The sequence below is a fragment of the Rhizobium sp. NZLR8 genome (genome assembly GCF_019685025.1).
GTDB lineage: Bacteria > Pseudomonadota > Alphaproteobacteria > Rhizobiales > Rhizobiaceae > Rhizobium.
Genome location: NZ_JABDVY010000011.1, coordinates 116226 through 139643, shown reverse-complemented (window position 1 = coordinate 139643; position 23418 = coordinate 116226). Strand labels below are relative to the sequence as shown.

Genomic DNA, 23418 nt, shown 5'->3' with positions numbered 1-23418 from the left:
TATTGGTGGTTGGCTTGGGAACTTAAAGACTGGGAGTCTAAAATGAAAACAACAAGCACGTTCAAATTCGTCACTGCCACTGCCATCGCCACACTCTCCGTTGCGACCGCTGCCTTCGCCGCGGATCCCGACAGCTGCTCCACCGTACATTTCTCGGACGTCGGCTGGACTGACATTACCGCCACCACCGCTACTGCCTCCGTCGTCCTGAAGAGCATCGGCTATCAGACCGACATCAAGGTCCTCTCGGTACCGGTCACCTATACCTCGCTGAAGAACAAGGACATCGACATCTTCCTCGGCAACTGGATGCCGACGCAAGAAAAGGACGTCCGCCCCTATCTCGACGACAAGTCGGTCGAATCCTTCGGCCCCAACCTCGTCGGCGCCAAGTACACGCTCGCCACCAACGCCAAGGGTGCGGAACTCGGCATCAAGGACTTCAAGGATATCGCCGCCCACAGGGACGATCTCGACGGCAAGATCTACGGCATCGAGCCCGGCAATGACGGCAACCGCCTCGTCATGGATCTGATCGAAAAGAACACCTTCGGCATGAAGGATCTGGAAGTCGTCGAATCCTCGGAACAGGGTATGCTGGCGCAAGTCGCTCGCGCCGAAAAAGCAGGCAAGCCCGTCGTCTTCCTCGGCTGGGAACCCCATCCGATGAACACCAATTTCAAGCTGACCTACCTCACAGGCGGTGACGACGTCTTCGGTCCGGACTTCGGCGGCGCCAAGGTCTACACCAATGTTCGCGCCGGCTATCTCGGCGAATGCCCGAATGTCGGCGCGATGCTGAAGAACCTGACATTCTCCCTCGATATGGAGAATAAGATCATGGGCAAGATCCTCGACGACGGCAAGGAGCCGGAAGCTGCGGCGACCGAATGGCTGAAGGCCAACCCCTCAGCCCTCGACCCCTGGCTTGCAGGCGTCAAGACTCGCGACGGCAAGGGCGACGCTCTGGCGGCTGCCAAGACCGGCCTCGGCCTTTGATGATATGACGGGGCGGCTCGCCGCCCCGTTTCATTTTTGTCCGATTGTTGATTTTTTTGGATAGGCGCGCCCCTTGAATTGGATCACCGAGGCTAAGATTCCCATTGGCTCATGGGCCAAATCCTTCGTGGACTGGCTGACATCGAACGGCGAGTGGTTCTTCAACCAGCTCGCCTTCCTGCTGTCGAGCGCCATAGACGGCCTGCTCTTCGTGCTGCAGAAGCCCCACCCGCTGATCGTCATCGCTGCCATCACCGCCCTTGCCTTCTGGCTGCGCCGGTCGATCGCAGTCACGCTGTTCACCTGTCTTGGGCTCCTGCTCATCGTGAACCAGGGTTATTGGAAGGAGACGACGGAGACGCTCGCCCTCGTGCTCGCCGCCACCTTTGTCTGCATGGTGATCGGCATTCCCTTCGGCATTGCCGCCGCCCGCCGCCCTTGGGTCTATGCCGCCATGCGCCCGGTGCTCGATCTGATGCAGACCATTCCGACATTCGTCTACCTGATTCCGGCGCTGATCCTGTTCGGCCTCGGCATGGTTCCGGGCCTGATCGCGACCGTCATCTTCGCCATCCCCGCCCCCATCCGGCTGACACGCCTCGGCATCATCTCGACGCCGCCGTCCCTCGTCGAAGCCGCCGTTGCTTTTGGCGCAACGCCGATCCAGGTGCTGCGCAAGATCGAACTTCCCTTTGCCATGCCGCAGATCATGGCGGGCCTCACCCAGACCATCATGCTGTCACTGTCGATGGTGGTCATCGCCGCCCTCGTTGGGGCGCCCGGGCTTGGCGTGCCGGTCGTGCGCGCGCTGAACACCGTCAATATCGCCAAGGGCTTCGAAGCGGGTTTCTGTATCGTCATCTTGGCGATCATTCTCGACCGCATATTCCGCACGGCGGGTGAAGGAGGCGGCGCATGACCGCGGTAAGCTTCAAGGATGTCAGCATCATCTTCGGCGACCGGCCGGAAACAGCGCTTGCCATGGTCGACCAGGGCAAAACACGTGACGAAATCGGCGCCGCCACCGGCTTGGTGCTCGGCGTCGCCAATGCCTCGCTGACCATCGAAGAAGGCGAAATCCTGGTGCTGATGGGCCTTTCCGGCTCTGGCAAGTCGACGCTGCTGCGCGCCGTCAACGGCCTCGCCCCCGTCGTGCGCGGTGACGTCTCGGTCTCGACCTCCAATGGTCCGGTCAACCCTTACAGATGCAACGCCAAGGCGCTGCGGGAGCTGCGCACCCACACCGTCTCCATGGTGTTCCAGCAATTCGCTCTTCTGCCCTGGCGCACCGTCGGCGAGAATGTCGGCTTCGGCCTCGAACTCGCCGGCATGCCGGAGGCCGAACGCAAGCGGCGCGTCGGTGAACAGCTCGAGCTCGTCAACCTGACGAAATGGGCCGACCGCAAGGTCAACGAACTCTCAGGCGGCATGCAGCAGCGCGTCGGTCTTGCCCGCGCCTTTGCCACCGGCGCCCCGATCTTGCTGATGGACGAGCCTTTCTCGGCGCTCGATCCCCTGATCCGCACCCGCCTGCAAGACGAGCTCCTGGAGTTCCAGCGGCGGCTGAAGAAGACCATCCTCTTCGTCAGCCACGATCTCGACGAGGCCTTCCGCATCGGCAACCGCATCGCCATCATGGAGGGCGGCCATATCATCCAATGCGGAACGCCGCACGACATCGTCAAGAACCCCGCCGACCAGTATGTCGCCGATTTCGTGCAGCATCTCAACCCGATCAGCATGCTGACGGCGGCCGACGTGATGCAACCCGGTCTCGGTCAGACGGCCGCCGGCATGAGCGTCAGCGCCACGGCCCGTGCCGCTACCCCGCTCGTCGATATCCTCGATGCCCTTGCCCGCCAGCCCGGCAGCATCGGCATCGTCGAGAACGGCACGATCGTCGGCACCGTCTCGGCCCAGGATATCGTTGCCGGCCTCACCCGCCATCGCCGCAAGCAGGACGCTTGATGTTTTCAATCCGCTTTGCCACAAAGCGGATATGAAAGATCAACCCTCGCCCATACGCGAAACCGACGACGATGCCCGCAAGCTTGCGCGCGTGCTTCTGCGCTCCGCGCGGCACGCGGCGATTGCCGTTCTCGACCCCGAGACCGGCTTCCCCTTCGCCAGCCGCGTGCTGGTCGCGACCGATATTGACGGCACCCCCGTCATCCTCGTTTCGAAACTGTCGGCCCATACCAGGGCGCTTGCCAAGGACCCGCGCGCCTCACTCCTGACCGGCGAGCCGGGCAAGGGCGATCCGCTCGCCCACCCTCGCCTGACAACCCAATGCCTGGCTGAACCCGTCGAGCGCGGCAATGCGTTCTACGAGCGCATCCGCACGCGTTTTCTCGCTCGCCACGCCAAGGCGAAGCTTTATCTCGACTTTCCTGATTTCCTGTTCTTCCGTCTCAAGCCGAAACGGGCCAGCTTCAATGGCGGCTTCGGCCGCGCCTACCTGCTCGACGCAAACGATCTCATAATCCAGTCGTCCGCGAATGAAGAAGTCGCCGCCGGGGCGGCAGAAGCAGTGCGAGATTTAGTAGCGCGCTACCCCGATGTGACCGAGACCCTCGCTATCAGGCTAAAGGCGCCGGAATCGGCTTCTTGGCGCATTTGTGGTATCGATCCCTCAGGTTTTGACATGATTTCCGGCGATTATCTGCTGCGATACGAATTCGAAACCCTCATTGGGGATGCCGATCACATTTGTTCAAACATATCTAAAATAGCATACTCGATACCTTAAATTTAGGTATATACAATCTTCGACCCCAGTTGCTAGTTTCTGGCGTCGGTCAAAATCCCGACTGGCGGCCAGTGCCCACATGAATGATGTACGTTTCGCATTAGGAAGATAACAATATGGACACCACGGATTTGGCCGATCACACCAATGTGGCGGCAGCGTTATTATCGGCCATGGCCAACCCGAAGAGATTGCTGATCCTGTGTAGCCTCGTGAAGGGCGAAGTGGCCGTCGGCGTGCTTGCAACGCAGGTCGGCCTCAGCCAGTCGGCTCTTTCCCAGCACCTGTCGAAACTGCGCGCTCAAAAGCTGGTCAAGACCCGCCGAGACGCACAAACCATTTATTATTCGAGCACCTCCGAGCCGGTGATGAAGATCCTGGCGACGCTCGAAGACATCTATCTCGTGCAGAATCGGAACAGATCCGCCGCTTGATGATAGCGCTGACATGAATGTCGGCCGATGTCGTGGCGTAAGGGGATGTTCCCGGAGACGCGACAACGATATTTCAGCACCTGAACCTTATGGCACGACCGGCAAACCTTGCGATTTGCCGGTCGTGCCTTTTTAACTTCGCCTGTCGGCCCCGAGCTATTCCCAGATTGATTGGAGCAACTCGAACCTCCGGCCCCCAGTGGCTCTCGGGCGTTTTCCCCGTTGACGCCTCGGGAAGCCCTGATAATTTGACCGGGCAGTCAAAATTTGGGCGTGAAGCCCCGGAAAGGGCCGTCAGCGGCCAGGAGAACAGATGTCCAATCGCCTCAATGCACCGAACGATCTCCGCGCCTTCTGGATGCCGTTCACGGCAAATCGCCAGTTCAAGAAGGAGCCGCGCATGTTCGTCGGCGCCAAAGACATGTATTATACGACCCATGACGGCCGTCAGGTGCTGGACGGCACTGCCGGCCTCTGGTGCGTCAACGCCGGCCACTGCCGCCCGAAGATCACCGAGGCGATCCGTGAGCAGGCCGGCGAGCTCGATTACGCCCCGGCCTTCCAGCTCGGCCACCCTAAGGCCTTCGAACTGGCAAACCGCCTGGTCGACATTGCTCCCGAAGGCCTGAACCACGTTCTCTACACCAATTCCGGATCCGAATCCGTCGAGACGGCGCTCAAGGTGGCGCTCGCCTATCACCGCGTGAAGGGCAATGGGTCTCGCTTCCGCCTGATCGGCCGCGAGCGCGGCTATCACGGCGTCAACTTCGGCGGCATTTCCGTCGGCGGCATCGTCAGCAATCGCAAGATGTTCGGCACGCTGCTGACCGGCGTCGATCACATGCCGCATACCCACCAGCCCGGCAAGAACAACTTCACCCGCGGCGAGCCCGAGCATGGCGGCGACATCGCCACCGAGCTCGAGCGTATCGTCACCCTGCATGATGCCTCCACCGTTGCCGCCGTCATCGTCGAGCCGGTGGCCGGGTCCACCGGCGTCCTGATCCCGCCGAAGGGCTACCTGCAGAAGCTGCGCGAGATCTGCACCAAACACGGCATCCTTCTGATCTTCGACGAGGTCATCACCGGCTTCGGCCGCCTCGGCGCGCCCTTCGCCGCGCAATATTACGACGTCAAGCCCGACATGATCACCGCAGCCAAGGGACTGACCAATGGCGTCATTCCGATGGGCGCCGTCTTCGTCACCTCCGAAATCCATGATGCCTTCATGAACGGTCCGGAGCATATGATCGAGTTCTTCCACGGCTACACCTATTCCGGCAACCCGATCGCCTCCGCCGCCGCCCTCGCCACGCTCGACACCTACAAGGAAGAGGGGCTGCTAACACGCGCCGCCGAGCTTTCCGATTACTGGGCCGACGCGCTGCATTCACTGAAGGACTGCCCCAATGTCATCGACATCAGGAGCACCGGCCTGATCGGCGCGATCGAACTCGATCCGATCGCTGGCGAGCCGACCAAGCGGGCCTTCACCGCTTTCCTGAAAGCCTATGAAACCGGCCTGCTGATCCGCACCACCGGCGATATCATCGCACTCTCTCCGCCGCTGATCATCGAGAAGCACCACATCGATGAACTCTTCGGCAAGCTGCGGACCATCCTGCAGAACAATATCTGAGAAAGTTCTCAAGCTTTCGGCATCATCGCCTGCGGCGGGCGCAAATCCACGCAGGCCTTTTTTGATGGATCTACCTCAGGTCACGGCGGCGACCGACAGGCAGAGGGCGAATTTCTTCAGAAGCCGGCGATCGAAATGCCCTTCGTTACCAAGCATCCATTTCAGTGCCTGGCTGGCGCTCCATGGCGCCCTGTAGGGTCGCACCGAGGTGACGGCGTCATAGACGTCGCAAATCGCGGCAAGGCGCGCATGGAAGCTGACCTGCGTCTCGGAAAGTTTGCGGGGATAACCCTTGCCGTCGATCCGCTCATGATGGTTGAGACAAACGTCGAGAACGATCTCCGGCATGCCTTCCTGACGCGACAGGATTGCGTGTCCCTTTTCCGGATGGTCGCGGATCATCTTGATCTCCTCTTCGTCCAGGCGTCCTTCCTTGTTGAGCACCTCGAGCGGAATTTCGAGCTTGCCGACGTCGTGCAGCAATCCTGCTGTGCCGAGCATCTGCACGGTTGTCTCGTCAAGTCCGAGATGGCGGCTGAAAAGGATCATCAGCGCACTCACAGAAATGGAATGCAGGAACGTCACCTCGTCCCTGGATTTCAGGCGCGTAACGCTTAGGAAGACGGTCGGGTTCTGATCGATCGACTTGGAGACCGAGGAAATCACCGGCGCCACCTGATCGACGCTGATCCCATCGCCATGCTGCAACCGACCGAAAACGTTCTCCAGCACCTGCACGGATTTCTGAATCGTCTCGTGTGCGGCCTTGGTGTCGATCTCGATATTGCCAGTTGGCAGGCCATCAATATCGACGCCCCTGCTGGTATTGATGACTACGCCTGGAATGCCACTCTTGCGAAGAGTCAGGGCATCCATTTCACGGCGCAGGAGAAATCTTCTCTTGGACAGAAGAGGATCTTGCCACACACCCTCGATCGCCTCGACAAACATTCCGGTGCGCACCTGTCTGGCTTCGATACGCTTGAGCATGCAGATCTCTGTTCCTGAAATATCTCTCTGTTTATCGTCGACCGTTTTTGCATCGCAGCAATATATGCACGAACAATGATTCTACTCTGATTGGTAGAATCAAATGTTAATCTCAAACAAAATTGAAGTTCCAGATACGAGAGAACATCCGCTCATCCCTTATATGGGCTCCCCGAGCCTCCTCCGAAAAGCGGAAGACAGGGCCGGATCGAACGATTTTCGACGAAACCGTGCCGCGCTGCCTCGATTTTCGTTTCATTTTGTTATCATCTTGCGGAATCTCACCAAAATTCTTAGAAATCTTGCCGTTGCATCCATCCGAGCCAAATATGGCCGGAGGACGTATTGATCGCGCCGAAATCGATCGTCCTTGGCACAGCCTAGCGCTGTTGAACGATCCGGAAAGCCGGCGTAGCACCTCATCGCGGGTCAATGACCCCATCCAAGGAGACAGACTATGACCCTCAAGACATTGACGGCGACCCTCGTTGCGTCGCTCGCCTTTGCACCGCTTGCTCACGCCGATATCACCATCGGCCTGATTGCGCCGCTGACCGGTCCCGTCGCCGCCTATGGCGACCAGGTAAAGAACGGCGCTCAGACCGCCGTCGACGAGATCAACAAGAAGGGCGGCATTCTCGGCCAGAAGGTTATCCTCGAATTGGCCGACGATGCCGGCGAACCCAAGCAGGGTGTTTCCGCCGCCAACAAGGTCGTCGCCGACGGCATTCGCTTCGTCGTCGGCCCGGTCACCTCGGGTGTCGCCATTCCGGTGTCGGACGTGCTGGCTGAAAACGGCGTGCTGATGGTCACTCCGACTGCGACGGCCCCCGACCTGACCAAGCGCGGTCTTACCAACGTGCTGCGCACCTGCGGGCGCGACGACCAGCAGGCCGAAGTTGCCGCCAAATACGTGCTGAAGAATTTCAAGGACAAGCGCGTCGCCATCGTCAACGACAAGGGCGCCTACGGCAAAGGCCTCGCCGACGCCTTCAAGGCGACGCTGAACGCCGGCGGCATCACCGAAGTCGTCAACGACGCGATCACCCCTGGTGACAAGGACTTCGGCGCGCTCACCACCCGCATCAAGTCGGAGAAAGCCGACGTCGTCTATTTCGGCGGTTACCACCCTGAAGGCGGCCTGCTCGCCCGCCAGCTGCATGACCTCGCCGCCAACGCCACGATCATCGGTGGCGACGGCCTCTCCAACACCGAATTCTGGGCAATCGGCACGGATGCCGCCGCCGGCACGGTCTTCACCAACGCCTCGGACGCAACGAAGAGCCCGGATTCCAAGGCCGCAGCCGAGGCGCTCGCTGCCAAGAACATCCCGGCCGAAGCCTTCACGCTCAACGCCTATGCCGCTGTCGAAGTGCTGAAGGCCGGCATCGAGAAGGCCGGCAGCGCCGAGGATGGTGCAGCCGTCGCGGCCGCTCTGAAGGACGGCAAGGAGATCCCGACCGCTATCGGAAAGGTCACCTATGGCGAAACCGGCGACCTGACCTCGCAAAGCTTCTCGCTCTACAAGTGGGAAGGCGGCAAGATCGTTTCCGCCGAGTAAGCCACGACATCGAGACAGCGACCGGGCGCCACCACGGCGCCCGGTTTTGTTTGCAGGCATCGCATGTCGCCGCAGATCGGCTATAACTTCGGAATCGGTTGCAATGTGAGCAATGCCATGACCAGCAGACTTGAGCGTTTCATCGACCAGGGCGTCGGCCGCGTGCCGGCCGATATCGTGCTGAAGGGTGGGCACTTCTTCGATCTCGTCACCGGCGAACTCGTCGAGTCGGACATCGCCATCGGCGGCGATCGCATCGTCGGCACTTCGGGCAATTATCAGGGTGAAACCGAGATCGACATATCGGGAAAAACAGTCGTTCCCGGCTTCATCGACACGCATCTGCACATCGAATCTTCGCTCGTCACACCGCATGAATTCGACCGCTGCGTTCTGCCCTACGGCGTCACCACCGCGATCTGCGATCCGCACGAAATCGCCAATGTGCTCGGCGCAGCCGGCATCGAGTTCTTTCTCCAATCCGCGCTCGAGACGATAATGGACATCCGCGTCCAGCTCTCCTCCTGCGTTCCGGCAACCCATCTCGAAACCTCCGGCGCCGATCTGCCGATCGAGCGCCTCCTGCCCTTCCGCCACCATCCGAAGGTCATCGGCCTTGCCGAATTCATGAATTTCCCCGGCGTGATCCACAAGGATCCCGTCTGCATGGCCAAGCTCGACGCCTTCCAGGGCGGCCACATCGACGGTCACGCGCCGCTGCTGACCGGCAACGACCTCAACGGTTACCTCTCGGCTGGCATCCGCACCGAGCATGAATGCACGACCGCCACCGAGGCGCTGGAAAAGATCCGCAAAGGCATGCATATCCTCGTGCGCGAGGGCTCGGTATCCAAGGATCTTGCCGCGCTGATGCCCATTATCACCGAGCGGCTTTCACCCTTCCTGGCGCTCTGCACCGACGATCGCAATCCGCTCGATATCGCCGAACAGGGCCATCTCGATCACATGATCCGCACGGCGATCGCAAGCGGCGTCGAGCCCTTGGCGATCTACCGCGCCGCCTCGATCTCGGCCGCCCGCGCCTTCGGCCTCAGGGACCGGGGCTTGGTCGCGCCGGGCTGGCGCGCCGACCTGGTGATACTCGAGAGCCTGGAAGATTGTCGTGCCGACATGGTCTTTTCCGCCGGCCGCCGCGTCACCGATGCGCTCTTTTCCTCACGCAGACCGGTTGCACCGATCGGCCTCGACAGCGTCAAGGCCCGGCCCGTCAACGCCGCCCATTTCGGCGTGCCGGTCGCCGAGGGCGAAACGCCAGTTATCGGCGTCATGCCGGGCAAGATCATCACCGAGCATCGCCGCTACCGCCTGCCCGTCAGGGGCAACGAGACGGCGGTCGACCTTGCCAACGACATCATCAAGGTCGCCGTCATCGAGCGCCATGGCAAGAACGGCAACCACGCCAACGGCTTCGTCCAGGGCTTTGGCCTGAAGAAAGGCGCGATCGCCTCCACCGTCGGCCATGACAGCCACAATATCTGCGTCGTCGGCGTCAGCGAGGAAGACATGGCGCATGCCGCAAACCGCCTCGGCGAGATCAAGGGCGGCTTCGTCGTTGTCGAAGATGGCAAGGTTACCGGCGAAATCGCCCTGCCCATCGCCGGCCTGATGAGCCTCGAGCCCTATGAAACGGTCCGCGATACGCTGCACCATCTGCGCAAGGCCGCCTTCGCTCTCGGCGCCACGTTGGAGGAACCCTTCCTCCAACTCGCCTTCCTGCCGCTGCCGGTCATCCCGCACCTGAAAATATCCGACCGCGGCATGGTTGATGTGGACAAGTTCGCACTGATCGGGTGATACAACTGATATGGCATACGAGATTTCGTGAGAGCGGATATCCAAATCTCAAACCGCGTGATGCCTCGTCGTCAGTTCAAGCCCGATCTCCTGCGCGGCGATAGCGTGGACATCAGACCCGCGCACAGAACCCGTCCAGCGCCGCAAGCTTCGCCAGCCCCGAAGCCGACACCGGTTCAAAGCCCGGCATCTCAAGCGGTTCGCCCAGCACCAAGCCCTCAGGCAGGCGGAATTCCGCCGGCTTGCGCGTCAGGTTGAAAACGAAGAGCAGTTTTTCCCCGTCCTTTTCGCGGGTGAAGACGAGCAGATCCTGGTTGGTGCCGATGAAGGTCATCTCGCCGTCGATCAGCGCCGGGTGTTTTTTTCGGAATGCGAGCGTCTTGCGGTAATGATGCAGCACCGAGCTGTCGATCCCCTCCTGCGTATCCACGGAAAGTGCCGCCTGCTCGTAAGGCACCGGCAACCAGCTCTTTTCTGCAGACGTGAAGCCCGCATGCGCCTTGCCTGCTTCCCAAGGCATGGGTGTGCGGCATCCGTCGCGGCCTTTGAAGGCCGGCCAGAAGCGGATGCCGTAGGGATCGCGCAGATCCTCGAAGGCGAGCTCTGCCTCCGGCAGGCCGAGCTCCTCGCCCTGGTAGAGGCAGATCGAACCACGCAACGCCGCAAGCACCGAGATCGCCAGCTTGGCGATGGTGGGCCGCTCATCGGCCGTCAGCGCGAAACGGCTGACATGGCGCATGACGTCGTGGTTTGAAAAAGCCCAGCAGACCCAGCCGTCGGTCACCGACTTCTGGAAAGCCTCGACGCAGCCGCGAATATGCTCGGCGGTGAAATCCGGTCCTAAGAGGTCGAATGTGTAGCACATATGCAGCTTATCGCCGCCGCTGGTATAGGCGGCCACCGTCTTCAGCGAACGCCCGCCGTCGCCGACTTCACCGACGGTCGTACGATCCTCGTACTGGTCAAGCAGCACCCGGAAGCGTTTGAGGAAATCGACGTTTTCCGGTTGCGTCTTGTCATAGAGGTGATTCTGCATGCCATAGGGATTGCTGTCGGGCGCATCGAGGCCTGCATCATCCTCATCAGGCTCATGCGGCGGATTGCTTCTGAGCTGCTTGTCGCAGAAATAATAGTTGACGGTATCCAGCCGGAAGCCGTCGACGCCGCGGTCGAGCCAGAACTTCACCGTCTCTAGCACCGCATCCTGCACGGACTTGCTGTGGAAATTCAGGTCCGGCTGCGAGGTCAGAAAATTGTGCTGGTAATATTGCCGGCGCACGCCGTCCCACTCCCAGCCCGGCCCGCCGAAGATCGACAGCCAGTTATTCGGCGCCGTGCCATCCGGCTTCGGGTCGGCCCAGACATACCAGTCCGCCCTGGGATTGGTTCGGCTCGTCCTGCTCTCGACGAACCACGGATGCCGGTCGGACGTGTGCGAGATCACCTGATCGATGACGACCTTGATGCCGAGCCTGTGCGCCTCGGCCATCATCTCGTCGAAATCGGCCAGCGTCCCAAAGATCGGGTCGACATCGCAATAATCGGAAACGTCATAGCCCATGTCGGCCATCGGCGACTTGAAGAAGGGCGAAAGCCAGATCGCGTCGACCCCGAGGCTGGCGATATACGGCAGCCGGCGGGTGATCCCCTTGAGATCGCCGAGCCCGTCGCTGTTGGTGTCCTGAAACGAGCGCGGATAAACCTGATAGATCACCGCGCCGCGCCACCAGTCCGCATTCCCGCCTGCCTGCAATGCCATCGACTACATCCCCTGCCTCGTCTGCGCTGCCACACTAAAGCGGACGGGGCAAAAGACAACCGGGGTGGGGCCTTAATGGAGGCGGTTAGGAGGGCAGCGACGCGTCGTCGCGATCCGACAAGGAGGAGACGCATATAGGCTTATCCACAACCCGTTTCCAGCCTCCGGATTTGGGGTTGCAACGCGATTCCTTTGCGATAAGGTGCGCGCTGACCTGCACGTAAGAGGTCAAACGTCGGGAACAGATGTCTAATAAAGGCGCAAAGCCTAGAAAGGTGGACCCACCATGAACCAGTTCACGAAAAAATTTCTCGCCTCTGCAATGCTTGGCACATTGCTGGCGTTTTCGGCGCATGCCGCCACACTGAATATTCACAATGGTGGCGACCCGCAGTCGCTCGATCCGCAGAAGCTTTCCGGAGACTGGGAAAATCGTATCGCCGGCGACATCTTCGAAGGTCTGGTCACCGAGGACGCCAAGGATAATCCGGTCCCCGGCCAGGCAGAAAGCTGGACGATTTCGCCTGATGGCAAGGTTTACACCTTCAAACTTCGCGACGGCATCAAGTGGTCCGATGGCCAGCCGGTAACGGCGGGAGACTTCGTCTTCGCCTTCCAGCGCCTCGTCGACCCGAAGAACGCCGCCGACTATGCCTATCTGCAGTTCACCATCAAGAATGCCGAAAAGATCAACAAGGGTGAGATCACCGATCTCAACGAGCTCGGCGTCAAGGCGATCGATGACAAGACACTCGAAATCACCCTAGAAAATCCGACCCCCTATTTCCTCAATGCCCTGATGCATTACACCGCCTATCCGCTGCCCAAGCACGTCGTCGAGGCGAAGGGCCAGGATTGGGTCAAGATCGGCAACATCGTCACTAACGGTCCGTATAAGCCGGTCGAATGGGTTCCGGGCTCGCATGTCACCACGGTCAAGAACGACCAGTGGTACGGCGCCAAGGACCTGAAGATCGACGGCGCGAAGTTCTTCGTGCTCGAAGACCAGGAAGCCGCGCTGAAACGCTACCGCGCCGGCGAATTCGATATCCTCACCGACTTCCCGACCGACCAGTACGAGTGGATGAAAAAGAACCTGCCTGGCCAGGCGCATGTGGCGCCCTTCTCCGGCCTCTACTACTACGTCATCAATTCGACCAAGCCGCCCTTCGCCGACAAGCGCGTGCGCCAGGCTCTCTCCATGGCGATCAACCGCGAAGTCATCGGCCCGCAGATTCTCGGCACCGGCGAACTGCCGGCCTATTCCTGGGTTCCGCCGGGTACGGCAAACTACGGCGAACCGGCCTACGTCTCCTGGAAGGACCTTCCCTATAAGGACAAGGTCGAAGAAGCCAAGAAGCTGCTGAAGGAAGCCGGTTTCGGTCCGGATCATCCGTTGACTGCCGAGCTCAAATACAACACCAACGACAACCACAAACGCATCGCCGTTGCGATCGCCTCGATGTGGAAGCCGCTCGGCGTCAATGTCGAACTCGTCAATGCCGAGACCAAGGTGCACTATGACCAGTTGCAGCGCGGCGAGGTGCAGATCGGCCGCGCCGGCTGGCTCGCCGATTACAACGATCCGGACAATTTCCTGAATCTCCTGGTCACAGGCGTCCAGATGAACTACGGCCGCTGGTCCAATCCCGAGTACGACAAGTTGATCAAGGACGGCAACGCCGAGACGGATCTGAAAAAGCGCGCCGAAATCTTCAAGAAGGCCGAGCAGCTGGCGCTGGATGATTCCGCCGCCCTGCCGATCTACTACTACGTTTCGAAGAACGTCGTTTCTCCGAAGATCGAAGGCTTCGTCGACAACATCCAGGACATCCACCGCACCCGTTGGCTGTCGATGAAAGAGTAAGGGAAAACGGTCCTTCTCGCGCACTGCTGGAAGGACCGGCCCACGACCATGATCAAATACGCCCTCCGTCGATTGCTTTCGACGATCCCCGTTCTGTGGATCGCCGTCACAGCCTGCTTTTTCGTTTTGCGCCTTGCCCCCGGCGGCCCGTTCGATGGCGAAAGGCCATTGCCGCCGGTGATCCTGAAGAACCTCGCGATCCACTACAATCTCGACAAGCCGTTGATTCAGCAGTACCTGATCTATGTCGGTGACCTGCTCCGGGGCGATCTCGGCCCCTCCTTCGCCAGCGAGGATTTTACCGTCGCACAGCAGATCATGATCGGTCTGCCCTACACCTTCACCATCGGCACGGCCGCCTTCGTGCTCGCCATCATCATCGGCGTCGCCGTTGGCTGTCTTGGGGCGCTCTACCAGAACAAGACGCCGGATTACATTCTCGGTGCTCTCATCCTGGTCGGCGTCGTGCTGCCGAACTTCCTGATCGCGCCGATCCTGCAGCTTATCTTCGGCATCCATCTCGCCTGGTTTCCGGTCGGCGGCTGGGGTGACGGCTCGATCAAATACCTGGTCCTGCCGATCGTCGTTCTGGCTCTGCCGCATGCAGGCCGCATCTCGCGCATCACCCGTGGCTCGATGATCGAGGTGATGAACCAGAACTTCATCCGAACAGCCAAGGCCAAGGGCATCGGCCCGCGGCTGACGGTAATGCGTCATGCGCTGAAACCGGCGTTGATGCCTGTCGTTTCCTATCTCGGGCCGGCGGCAAGCTATCTTCTCACTGGTTCGCTCGTTGTCGAAAGCATCTTCGGATTGCCCGGCATCGGCCGCTACTTCGTCAACGCAGCGCTGAACCGCGATTACGGCATGGTTCTCGGCACGGTCATTTTCTACATGGTGCTGATCGTATTCCTGAACCTTCTGGTCGATATCGCCTATGCCTGGCTCGACCCGAAAGTGAGAAACCGATGATCCTCAACCCCGCAAAACGCGAGCTGCTCGCCCAGGAGCTTCTGGAAGCGGAGGGCCTGGCACCCGAAGGCCGTTCGCTCACTAAGGATGCACTGCGCCGTCTCGGGCGCAACAAGGCGGCCGTCCTATCGATCGTGGTCCTGGCGCTGTTGATCCTCGCCGCCTTCCTCGGCCCCTGGTTCATTCCTTTCAACTACGAGGATCCTGATTGGGCCGCCTTCCGCATCCCGCCCTCGATTGAGACCGGCCATTATTTCGGCACCGACCCGAACGGCCGCGACCTTCTCGCTCGCGTGCTTTACGGCACCCGCATCTCCCTTGCTGTGGCGCTGACGGCGACCGTCGTCTCGGTCGTCATCGGCGTACTTTACGGTGCGATTTCGGGCTATATTGGCGGCAGGCTGGACGCGATCATGATGCGCTTCGTCGACATCATGTACGCGTTCCCCTACATCCTCTTCGTCATCCTGCTGATGGTAATTTTCGGCCGCAACGTCTATCTGCTTTTCGCCGCGATCGGCGCGCTGGAATGGCTGACCATGGCCCGCATCGTGCGTGGCCAGACGCTGTCGATCAAGCACCGGGAATTCATCGAGGCGGCCCGTGCCTCCGGGCAGAGACCGCTCAAGATCATCCTCAAGCACATCATTCCGAACCTCGTCGGACCCGTAGTGATCTTCGCAGCACTGACCGTGCCCGAGATCATCGCCACCGAAAGCTTTCTTTCCTATCTCGGCTTCGGCGTCCAGGAACCGCTGACCTCGCTCGGCACGCTGATCGCCGAGGGGAGCGATGCCATGGAAAGCATGCCGTGGCTGCTGATCTTCCCGGCAAGCTTCCTCGTGGCGCTACTGCTCAGTCTGCTCTTCATCGGCGACGGCCTGCGCGATGCGTTCGACCCGAAGGATCGCTAGAATGCCCCATGAAACGCAGAAAGAAATACTCCTTGAACTCAAGGACTATTCGATCACCTTCAAAACACCTGACGGCGAGGTGAAGGCGGTCTCGAACATCAATCTCACCGTCCGGCGCGGCGAACGCATCGCCATCGTCGGCGAATCCGGCTCCGGCAAGAGCCAGACCTTCCTCGGCATCATGGGCCTGCTCGCCAAGAACGGCAGGACGACGGGCCAGGCCTTGCTCGAAGGAAAGGACGTACTGTCGCTGAAGCCGCGCGCGCTCGACCAGATCCGCGGCAAGGACATGGCGATGGTTTTCCAGGACCCTATGACCGCCTTGAACCCGTCGCTGAAGATCTCCCGGCAGCTGACGGAACAGCTCGAGGTCCACCGCGGCCTGACGGCGCGAGCTGCATCCGAGGCGGCCCTCGACATGCTGAAACGCGTCGGCATCCCCGACCCGACGCGGCGCTTCCATCTCTATCCCCATGAGCTTTCCGGCGGCATGCGCCAGCGTATCGTCATTGCCATGGCGCTGCTTACCAAACCGAAGCTGCTGATCGCCGACGAACCGACGACGGCGCTCGACGTCACCATCCAGGCACAGATCCTCGATCTGTTCAACGATCTGACGGCGGAGATGAACACGGCCCTCATCATGATCACCCACGATCTCGGCGTCGTCGCCGGCCTCGCCGACCGCGTCGCCGTCATGTATGCCGGCCGCATCGTCGAGCAGGCGCCCGTCGACGAACTCTTCGACAACCCGGCCCATCCCTATACGGCGGCGCTTCATGCCTCGATCCCGCGGCCGGACCAGGATGTCGACGATCTCGTCGTCATCCCCGGGCGCCCGCCGAACCTGCAGCACCTGCCGAAGGGCTGCAATTTCTCGCCGCGCTGTTCCCAGGTCCAGGACGATTGCATCGACCGTCCGCCGTCACTCGAAACACTGGCGCCGCGCCACTGCGCCGCCTGCTACCATCCCTTCCCGCGTCGTGAGGAGTTGCTGAGCCATGGCTGAACGATCGCTTCTGCGGGTCGAGAACCTGACGACCCAGTTCGAACTGCCGGCGAAGGGCCTGTTCAAACCGCCGATTTTCCTCACCGCCGTCAACAATGTCAGCTTCGACCTCGCAGAAGGCCGCACACTCGGCATTGTCGGCGAATCCGGCTGCGGCAAGTCCACGCTCGGCCGCTCCATCCTGCGGCTGCTGAAATCGCAGAAGGGCCGCATCCTCTGGCAGGGCCGCAACCTTCTCGACCTGTCTGAAGAGGAAATGCGCGCCGCCCGCCGCGACATGCAGATCATCTTCCAGGATCCGATCGCCTCGCTCGACCCGCGCATGACGGTCGGCGACATCATCGCCGAGCCGCTCACCGTCTTCGAGCCGAAACTTTCGAAGGCCGGGCGCACCGAACGCGTCCGCGAGATCATGACCGCCGTCGGCCTGGTGCCGGAGATGATCAACCGTTATCCGCACGAATTTTCCGGCGGCCAGGCGCAACGCATCGGCATTGCCCGCGCCGTCATCACCAAACCGAAGCTCATCATCTGCGATGAGCCGGTTTCGGCTCTCGACGTTTCGATCCAGGGCCAGGTCATCACGCTTCTGCGCAAGCTGCGCAAGGAATTCGGCCTGACGCTGATCTTCATCAGCCACGATCTTTCCGTCGTGCGGCTGATCTCCGACGATGTTCTGGTGCTCTATCTCGGCAGGGTGGTGGAAGCCGGCGACTGCGCCACCGTCTTCGATCATCCGGCTCACCCCTATACGCAGGCGCTGTTTTCCGCAGCACCGATCCCGGATCCGAAGCTCGCGCGGCTGCGCACCCGCATCCGCCTGCAGGGCGATCCGCCCTCGCCGCTCAACCCGCCGAAAGGCTGCGTCTTCTCGCCGCGCTGCTGGAAGGCGACCGATATCTGTCGCACCGAAATGCCGCCGACCGAGGAAGTCCGCCCCGGTCAGAAGGCCGCCTGTTATCATATGGACAGGCCATGAGCGGCCACGCAACTTCAGGATGAAGCGCTTGGAAAAGCGGACTTATTTTGGGTTCTAAAATCCCCGATAAGAAAGATTTATCCGCGCACGTGCTATTTCTTTCCCGCCCAATCAAGGGCTGGGGAACGCATATATGAGATCGAAACTATCAGGATTGATCGCGGTTGCGGCCGCGATTATCGCTGCCTCCGCCGCTTCGTCGCATGCCGAAGATCTGAAGTTCAAGCTGACCAACGGCACGAACTCCGTCCTGGCGCGCTTCTACAGCGCTCCAACCGGCGTCGACAACTGGGAAGAGGACGTCTTCGGCGATGAAGTTCTCAATCCGGGCGAAAGCATGGACATCACCATCGCCGATGGCCGCACCGTCTGCAAATACGATATGCGCTTCGAGTTCGAGGAAGGATCAAACCTCGAAACCACCGAAGATACGCAGGATCTTTGCCAGATGGGCAGCTACACCATCCACGAATAGGCTGCCCTCGCAGCGCCCGCCTTCGCCGCGTCTCGAGGGCGGGCTTTTACCTCCCGCGATATCGGCGCCAATGATATCAGCGCTTGTCACTCTGGCTGGCTCCGCGTATCAGCGATGAAGAGCAATGCCGGGAGGGCAAGGTGAGCAGACGGTTTCTATCGATCGGTGAATGCATGGTGGAACTCTCGCAGGCAGGTGACGGCCTGCTGCGCAAAGGTTTCGCCGGCGATACGTTCAACACCGCTTGGTATGCCCGCGCCTGCCTTGCCGCCGACTGGTCGGTCGATTATTTCACCGCCCTCGGCGAGGACGCCATGTCGGATGAGATGGTGGCCTTCATCGACAAGGCAGGCATCGGCACCAGCCTTATTCACCGCATCAAGGGCAAGACGCCCGGCCTTTACATGATCAACCTGAAAAACGGCGAGCGCTCCTTCAGCTACTGGCGCGATAATTCGGCTGCCCGCAGCCTCGCGGCCGACCCGGATCGCCTGCGTGAGGCGGTGGAAAGCGCTGATGTCGTCTATTTCTCCGGCATCACCCTTGCCATCCTGCCGCCGGAGGATGCCACGACGCTGCTCGCCGAAATCCGCCGCGCCAAGGCCGCCGGCAAGCTGGTGGTGTTCGACCCGAACATCCGCCCCCGCCTGTGGTCGAGCTATGACATCATGCACACGACGATCAGCGAGGGCGCTCGCTCGTCCGTGCTCGTGATGCCGAGCTTCGACGACGAGGCCGCCCATTTCGGTGATGATTCCATCGAGGCGACGATCCACCGCTATCACGGACTCGGCGCCGCCGACGTCGTCGTCAAGAACGGCGCGGATGGGGTGAGATTGAACTTTGCCGGCGAAGAGAGCTTCGTTCCGGCCGAAAAGGTGGAGAAGGTGGTCGATACCACCAGCGCGGGCGACAGTTTTAACGGCGCCTTCCTCGCACACTATCTTGAAACAGAGGACGCAACCGCAGCAGCCGGCTTCGCCGCAGGCGTTGCAGCCCACGTCGTCAGTGAACACGGCGCGCTGGTGGCAAAGGACAAGCTTGGATTGAAGGGCGGCTGACCCGCACGCGCAAGCGCGCTCGCCTGTTGAAGTTTTTGCCCCGGGTTGCGGGGATAAAAAATCAGGACTTCGTCGGCCGATCGGACTCGCGAACCGCCTCGTCATGATACCAGCAGCTGTCAAGCGCTGCGTCGCAGACGTCGGCTGCCTCGCGTTCCATCAGTCGGGCGCGTTCGAACCGATTGGCGGTCCGCGTCGGCTTAACGGGAAACTGGTAGATCGTTGCAGATTCACGGTGGAAACCGGTGGGCATGAGATCGCCTCCATTCAGTTCGGCGCATCAACATTCAAGGCTACGACCATAACACGGTGCCCATAGTTTATGCAAATTGCACAAATTATATGCATCAATATATTATGATTGATCGATATGCTGTCTGCGCCGAGAGCGTCCGCCTATTTGTTCAACACTTCATCACTCCCAAGCTAACGCCGAAATTTTCATCCGGTTCCGCAGCGAAAAACTCGGTTTCCTGCTGATGATACGGCCTTCCCCCGTCAAAACGGGGTGGTTTCGGCAAAAGAAAACGCATGTTGGCCTGCCGATTTGCGATTTTTTCTTCTCCCTCAGCCAAACTGGCACGCTACGTGCTTTTAAAGTGTCATCCCCTGGCGGTCGGATGCGCTTTACGCGCCGAAATCGCTTCCGGATTTGCTCACCTTTGTCGCATTGAGAGAGTCACGATGACAAAATATAAGCTCGAGTATATTTGGCTCGATGGGTACACTCCGGTACCGAACCTGCGTGGCAAGACGCAGATCAAGGAATTCGACGTATTCCCGACGCTGGAACAGCTTCCGCTCTGGGGCTTCGACGGTTCGTCGACCATGCAGGCCGAAGGCCGCAGTTCCGATTGCGTGCTGAAGCCCGTCGCCATCTATCCCGACCCGGCCCGCACCAACGGCGCGCTCGTCATGTGCGAAGTCATGATGCCCGATGGCGTCACGCCGCACTCGAGCAACGCTCGCGCAACCATTCTCGACGATGAAGATGCCTGGTTCGGTTTCGAGCAGGAATACTTCTTCTACCAGAACGGCCGTCCGCTTGGCTTCCCCGAGCAGGGCTACCCGGCTCCGCAGGGTCCATATTACACCGGCGTCGGCTATTCGAACGTCGGCGACGTCGCCCGTGAAATCGTCGAAGAACATCTCGACCTCTGCCTCGCTGCCGGCATCAACCACGAAGGCATCAATGCCGAAGTGGCCAAGGGCCAGTGGGAATTCCAGATTTTCGGCAAGGGCTCCAAGAAAGCCGCCGACCAGATCTGGATGGCTCGCTACCTGCTGCAGCGCCTGACCGAAAAGTACGGCATCGACATCGAGTATCACTGCAAGCCGCTCGGCGACACCGACTGGAACGGTTCGGGCATGCATTGCAACTTCTCGACCAAGTTCATGCGCGAAGTCGGCGGCAAGGCCTATTTCGAAGCGCTGATGGCGCAGTTCGAAACGAACCTGATGGACCACATCGAAGTCTACGGTCCCGACAACGACAAGCGCCTGACCGGCAAGCACGAAACGGCACCGTGGAACAAGTTCTCCTACGGCGTTGCCGACCGTGGCGCTTCGATCCGCGTCCCGCACTCCTTCGTCAAGAACGATTACAAGGGCTATCTGGAAGACCGCCGTCCGAACTCTCAGGGCTGCCCCTACCAGATCGCTTCGCAGGTTCTGAAGACGATTTCGGAAGTTCCGACTGCAAGCTCGGCTTCCGCCGCCGCTTAACCTTCCAAACGGCGCCGGTCCACGACCGGCGCCGTCGTTCGTTCCGCACGAAAGCCGCGATCGACCGCTGACATAATCGCGGGAATCCGGCGGCTGAAAGCCCTGCAACCGCTGGCATGCGGCTGTAATATTTCCATCATGATCATGCCTCAAAATAGGCAGGCGGGAATCGCCGTTCCGGAACCCCGCTTTGGGGCTAAGCGTTGCATATCGAGGCAACGCGGATGGAAATTGTGACATGCTGCAACGTCCAGCAAACACTCATCATGGCGAGAGCTGGGCCAATGCTACAGCCGCCGGCAACCTGCCCGAACGTCTGGTGATCGTCACAGATGCCTGGCATCCGCAGGTCAACGGCGTCGTGCGCTCGATCGAGAACACCAACCGCGAATTGGCGACGATGGGCGTTGCGGTTTCGATGGTCACGCCGGAGCGCTTCAACAGCATCCCCTGCCCGACCTATCCCGAAATCCGCCTGTCGATCGCCAATTACCGCCGCATCGCCCGCGAGATCGAAAAACACAATCCTTCCTATGTGCATATCGCCACCGAAGGCCCGCTGGGGCTGACCGCTCGCCGCTGGTGCCTGCGTAAGGGCATGCCCTTCTCCACCAGCTATCACACGCGCTTTCCCGAATATGTTTCCGCCCGCTTGCCGATACCGCAGAGCTGGCTTTATGCCTTCGTACGCTGGTTCCATAATGGCGGCGCTGGGTGCATGGTCGCGACGCCGAGCCTTGCTCGCGAGCTTGCTGCACGCGGCATCAAGAACCTCATGCCCTGGACCCGGGGCATTGACGCCACGCAATTCCATCCGATGCCTCTTGAAGAGAAGCCATTCGGCCTTCCTCGCCCGATCTTCATGACGGTCGGCCGCGTGGCCCTGGAAAAGAACCTGCCGGCCTTTCTTGATCTCGACCTGCCGGGTTCGAAGGTTGTGGTGGGCGAAGGCCCGGCACGCGCCGAGCTGGAGCAGCGGTATCCCGAGGCGCACTTTACCGGCGTGAAATTCGGCGAGGATCTGGCGAACGCCTATGCCCAGGCCGATGTCTTTGTCTTTCCCTCGCTCACCGACACTTTCGGCAACACCATCCTCGAAGCGCTGGCATCGGGCGTGCCGGTCGCAGCCTATCCGGTCACCGGCCCGCTCGATATCATCGGCGAAGACAAAGACGTCGGCGCGCTGGACCAGGACCTTCAGGCCGCTTGCCTTGCCGCGCTTTCCGCCTCGCGCGGCAAGGCGCGCGAGCTTGCCATGCAATATTCCTGGGAAGCGGCGACGCTGCAGTTCATCAACAACATCCGCGCTGCCAACGGCGTCATCACGCCGAAATGGAAGAAGGCTTGGCAATTTGCCAAGTCACTTCCAAGAAGCAGAAAGCCCGGCGAAACCGCCGGGCCTCTCCCCTCCGCGGACTAATCCGTCCTACTTGTGCAAAGCGTTGCGAAGCGTGTCGTTCGCAACCGCAATCGCGCTGCGTGCAGCAGGCGTTTCGGCAATGGCGTTCAAGAGCACGAAATCGTGGATCGTGCCGTTGTAACGCATTGACGTGACTCGGACGCCAGCCTGGCTGAGTTTGCGGGCATAGGCCTCGCCCTCGTCGCGCAGCACGTCGTTCTCGTCGACGATGACGAGCGCCGGCGGCAGGCCGTTCAACTGCTCCAACGAGGCTTGCAGCGGCGAAGCCGTCGGCTCCTTGCGCTTGGCTTCGTCGGGCAGGTAGGCGTTCCAGAACCACTTCATCGCTTCCTTGGTCAGCCACGGGCCATTGGCGAACTGGTTATAGGAACCGTTGTCGAAATTGGCGTCCGTGACCGGGTAGAACAGCACTTGCTGGTCGATGGCGGGACCGCCGCGCTCCTTGGCAAGCAGCGTCACCACCGCCGCCATGTTGCCACCGACGCTGTCGCCTGCGACCGCGAGCCTGCCGGTATCGACGTTGAGCTCCTTGGAATGCTCGGCGACATATTTGGTTGCGGCATAGGCCTGCTCGATGGCAACGGGATAACGGGCCTCCGGCGAGCGTTCGTAATCGACGAAGACGACGGCGGCATTGGCGCCGTTGGCGATCTCGCGCACCAGCCGGTCATGCGTATCCGCATCGCCGAGCACCCAGCCGCCGCCATGGAAATAGAGGATGACCGGCAGCGTGCCATTGGCCTGTTCCGGGCGGACGATACGCAGCTTGATGCTGCCGGTCGGGCCTGTTTTGATGACCTTATCCTCTTCCTGCGCCGCAGGCTTCTTCACATCGCCCTTCTGCGCGCCGGCCAGAACATTGCGGGCATCGGTCGGCGATAGCGTATAGATCGGCTTGCCGCCGGCAAGGCCATCGATGAACTTCTGCGTTGTCGGCTCGAGTACCGGATCAGCAAGCGCGCCGGCGGCGGAGGCTGCCAGGAGTGCTGCTGCGGAAACTGCGGTCTTGATGGTCGACATTGTCTTGTCCTCTCGGTTCCGTGTTCGGCG

At 60.6% G+C, this 23418-nt stretch carries 21 protein-coding genes; 17 read left to right on the top strand and 4 right to left on the bottom strand.

Features of this window, described 5'->3' with window-relative positions; genetic code table 11:
* The first annotated feature begins 42 nt into the window (after positions 1-42).
* The 6 genes from HJB89_RS22740 (at position 43) to HJB89_RS22715 (ending at position 5821) form a co-directional block, all read left to right on the top strand.
* Positions 43-999 (top strand): choline ABC transporter substrate-binding protein, encoded by a 957-nt coding sequence (locus tag HJB89_RS22740; protein WP_221150551.1) that lies wholly within the window; start codon positions 43-45, stop codon positions 997-999.
* A gap of 73 nt (positions 1000-1072) precedes the next feature.
* Positions 1073-1918, top strand: a complete 846-nt coding sequence (gene choW, locus HJB89_RS22735; RefSeq protein ID WP_207581340.1) for a choline ABC transporter permease subunit — start codon at positions 1073-1075, stop codon at positions 1916-1918.
* A complete protein-coding gene (gene choV / locus HJB89_RS22730) occupies positions 1915-2967 on the top strand; it encodes a choline ABC transporter ATP-binding protein (protein WP_221150550.1) in 1053 nt (350 codons plus the stop codon). The genes choW and choV overlap by 4 nt, the downstream gene beginning before the upstream one ends.
* A gap of 31 nt (positions 2968-2998) precedes the next feature.
* Complete coding sequence (locus HJB89_RS22725) at positions 2999-3748, top strand: HugZ family protein (protein ID WP_207581342.1); 750 nt, start codon at positions 2999-3001, stop codon at positions 3746-3748.
* A gap of 116 nt (positions 3749-3864) precedes the next feature.
* Positions 3865-4182 (top strand): helix-turn-helix transcriptional regulator, encoded by a 318-nt coding sequence (locus HJB89_RS22720; RefSeq protein ID WP_164013673.1) that lies wholly within the window; start codon positions 3865-3867, stop codon positions 4180-4182.
* A gap of 313 nt (positions 4183-4495) precedes the next feature.
* Positions 4496-5821 (top strand): aspartate aminotransferase family protein, encoded by a 1326-nt coding sequence (locus tag HJB89_RS22715; protein ID WP_221132487.1) that lies wholly within the window; start codon positions 4496-4498, stop codon positions 5819-5821.
* Positions 5822-5896: 75 nt separating this feature from the next.
* On the opposite strand, the gene HJB89_RS22710 is transcribed toward HJB89_RS22715, so the two are convergent.
* On the bottom strand, positions 5897-6811 hold the full coding sequence (locus HJB89_RS22710; protein ID WP_221132486.1) for an HD-GYP domain-containing protein: 915 nt from the start codon (positions 6809-6811) through the stop codon (positions 5897-5899).
* 457 nt (positions 6812-7268) lie between these two features.
* Here HJB89_RS22710 and HJB89_RS22705 point away from each other — a divergent pair, with 457 nt between their 5' ends.
* The gene (locus HJB89_RS22705; RefSeq protein ID WP_221150549.1) at positions 7269-8372 is read left to right on the top strand and encodes a branched-chain amino acid ABC transporter substrate-binding protein; all 1104 of its coding nucleotides are present in this window, start codon (positions 7269-7271) and stop codon (positions 8370-8372) included.
* Between the two features lie 117 nt (positions 8373-8489).
* Positions 8490-10187: an adenine deaminase gene (gene ade, locus HJB89_RS22700; protein WP_221150548.1), complete on the top strand. Its 1698-nt coding sequence runs from the start codon at positions 8490-8492 to the stop codon at positions 10185-10187.
* A 112-nt stretch (positions 10188-10299) separates the two neighbouring features.
* On the opposite strand, the gene HJB89_RS22695 is transcribed toward ade, so the two are convergent.
* Positions 10300-11946: an alpha-glucosidase family protein gene (locus tag HJB89_RS22695; RefSeq protein ID WP_221150547.1), complete on the bottom strand. Its 1647-nt coding sequence runs from the start codon at positions 11944-11946 to the stop codon at positions 10300-10302.
* A 286-nt stretch (positions 11947-12232) separates the two neighbouring features.
* Between HJB89_RS22695 and HJB89_RS22690 the strand changes: the two genes are divergently transcribed.
* The 7 genes from HJB89_RS22690 to HJB89_RS22660 all read left to right on the top strand — a co-directional run bounded on the left by HJB89_RS22690 (position 12233) and on the right by HJB89_RS22660 (position 19223).
* Positions 12233-13813, top strand: a complete 1581-nt coding sequence (locus HJB89_RS22690) for a peptide ABC transporter substrate-binding protein (protein ID WP_207581347.1) — start codon at positions 12233-12235, stop codon at positions 13811-13813.
* A 48-nt stretch (positions 13814-13861) separates the two neighbouring features.
* On the top strand, positions 13862-14785 hold the full coding sequence (locus HJB89_RS22685) for an ABC transporter permease subunit (protein ID WP_207581348.1): 924 nt from the start codon (positions 13862-13864) through the stop codon (positions 14783-14785).
* Complete coding sequence (locus tag HJB89_RS22680) at positions 14782-15699, top strand: ABC transporter permease subunit (protein WP_207581349.1); 918 nt, start codon at positions 14782-14784, stop codon at positions 15697-15699. The genes HJB89_RS22685 and HJB89_RS22680 overlap by 4 nt, the downstream gene beginning before the upstream one ends.
* A gap of 1 nt (position 15700) precedes the next feature.
* Complete coding sequence (locus HJB89_RS22675) at positions 15701-16708, top strand: ABC transporter ATP-binding protein (protein ID WP_221150546.1); 1008 nt, start codon at positions 15701-15703, stop codon at positions 16706-16708.
* The gene (locus HJB89_RS22670) at positions 16701-17687 is read left to right on the top strand and encodes an ABC transporter ATP-binding protein (RefSeq protein WP_207581351.1); all 987 of its coding nucleotides are present in this window, start codon (positions 16701-16703) and stop codon (positions 17685-17687) included. Before HJB89_RS22675 ends, HJB89_RS22670 begins: the two co-directional genes overlap by 8 nt.
* 133 nt (positions 17688-17820) lie before the next feature.
* The gene (locus tag HJB89_RS22665; RefSeq protein WP_207581352.1) at positions 17821-18162 is read left to right on the top strand and encodes a hypothetical protein; all 342 of its coding nucleotides are present in this window, start codon (positions 17821-17823) and stop codon (positions 18160-18162) included.
* Between the two features lie 140 nt (positions 18163-18302).
* Positions 18303-19223 carry a sugar kinase gene (locus HJB89_RS22660; protein ID WP_221117878.1) on the top strand — a complete coding sequence of 307 codons (921 nt, stop codon included), beginning with the start codon at positions 18303-18305 and terminating at the stop codon, positions 19221-19223.
* A gap of 61 nt (positions 19224-19284) precedes the next feature.
* Here HJB89_RS22660 and gstI read toward each other — a convergent pair whose 3' ends face one another.
* Complete coding sequence (gene gstI, locus HJB89_RS22655) at positions 19285-19476, bottom strand: glutamine synthetase translation inhibitor GstI (protein WP_003581258.1); 192 nt, start codon at positions 19474-19476, stop codon at positions 19285-19287.
* A 431-nt stretch (positions 19477-19907) separates the two neighbouring features.
* On the opposite strand from gstI, the gene HJB89_RS22650 reads away from it, so the two are divergent.
* A complete protein-coding gene (locus HJB89_RS22650; protein WP_207581354.1) occupies positions 19908-20948 on the top strand; it encodes a glutamine synthetase beta-grasp domain-containing protein in 1041 nt (346 codons plus the stop codon).
* A gap of 238 nt (positions 20949-21186) precedes the next feature.
* A complete protein-coding gene (locus HJB89_RS22645) occupies positions 21187-22368 on the top strand; it encodes a glycosyltransferase family 1 protein (protein WP_221150545.1) in 1182 nt (393 codons plus the stop codon).
* A gap of 6 nt (positions 22369-22374) precedes the next feature.
* Here HJB89_RS22645 and HJB89_RS22640 read toward each other — a convergent pair whose 3' ends face one another.
* Entirely contained in the window at positions 22375-23388 is a 1014-nt protein-coding gene (locus tag HJB89_RS22640; RefSeq protein WP_221150544.1) for an alpha/beta hydrolase, read from the bottom strand.
* Positions 23389-23418 lie beyond the last annotated feature (30 nt).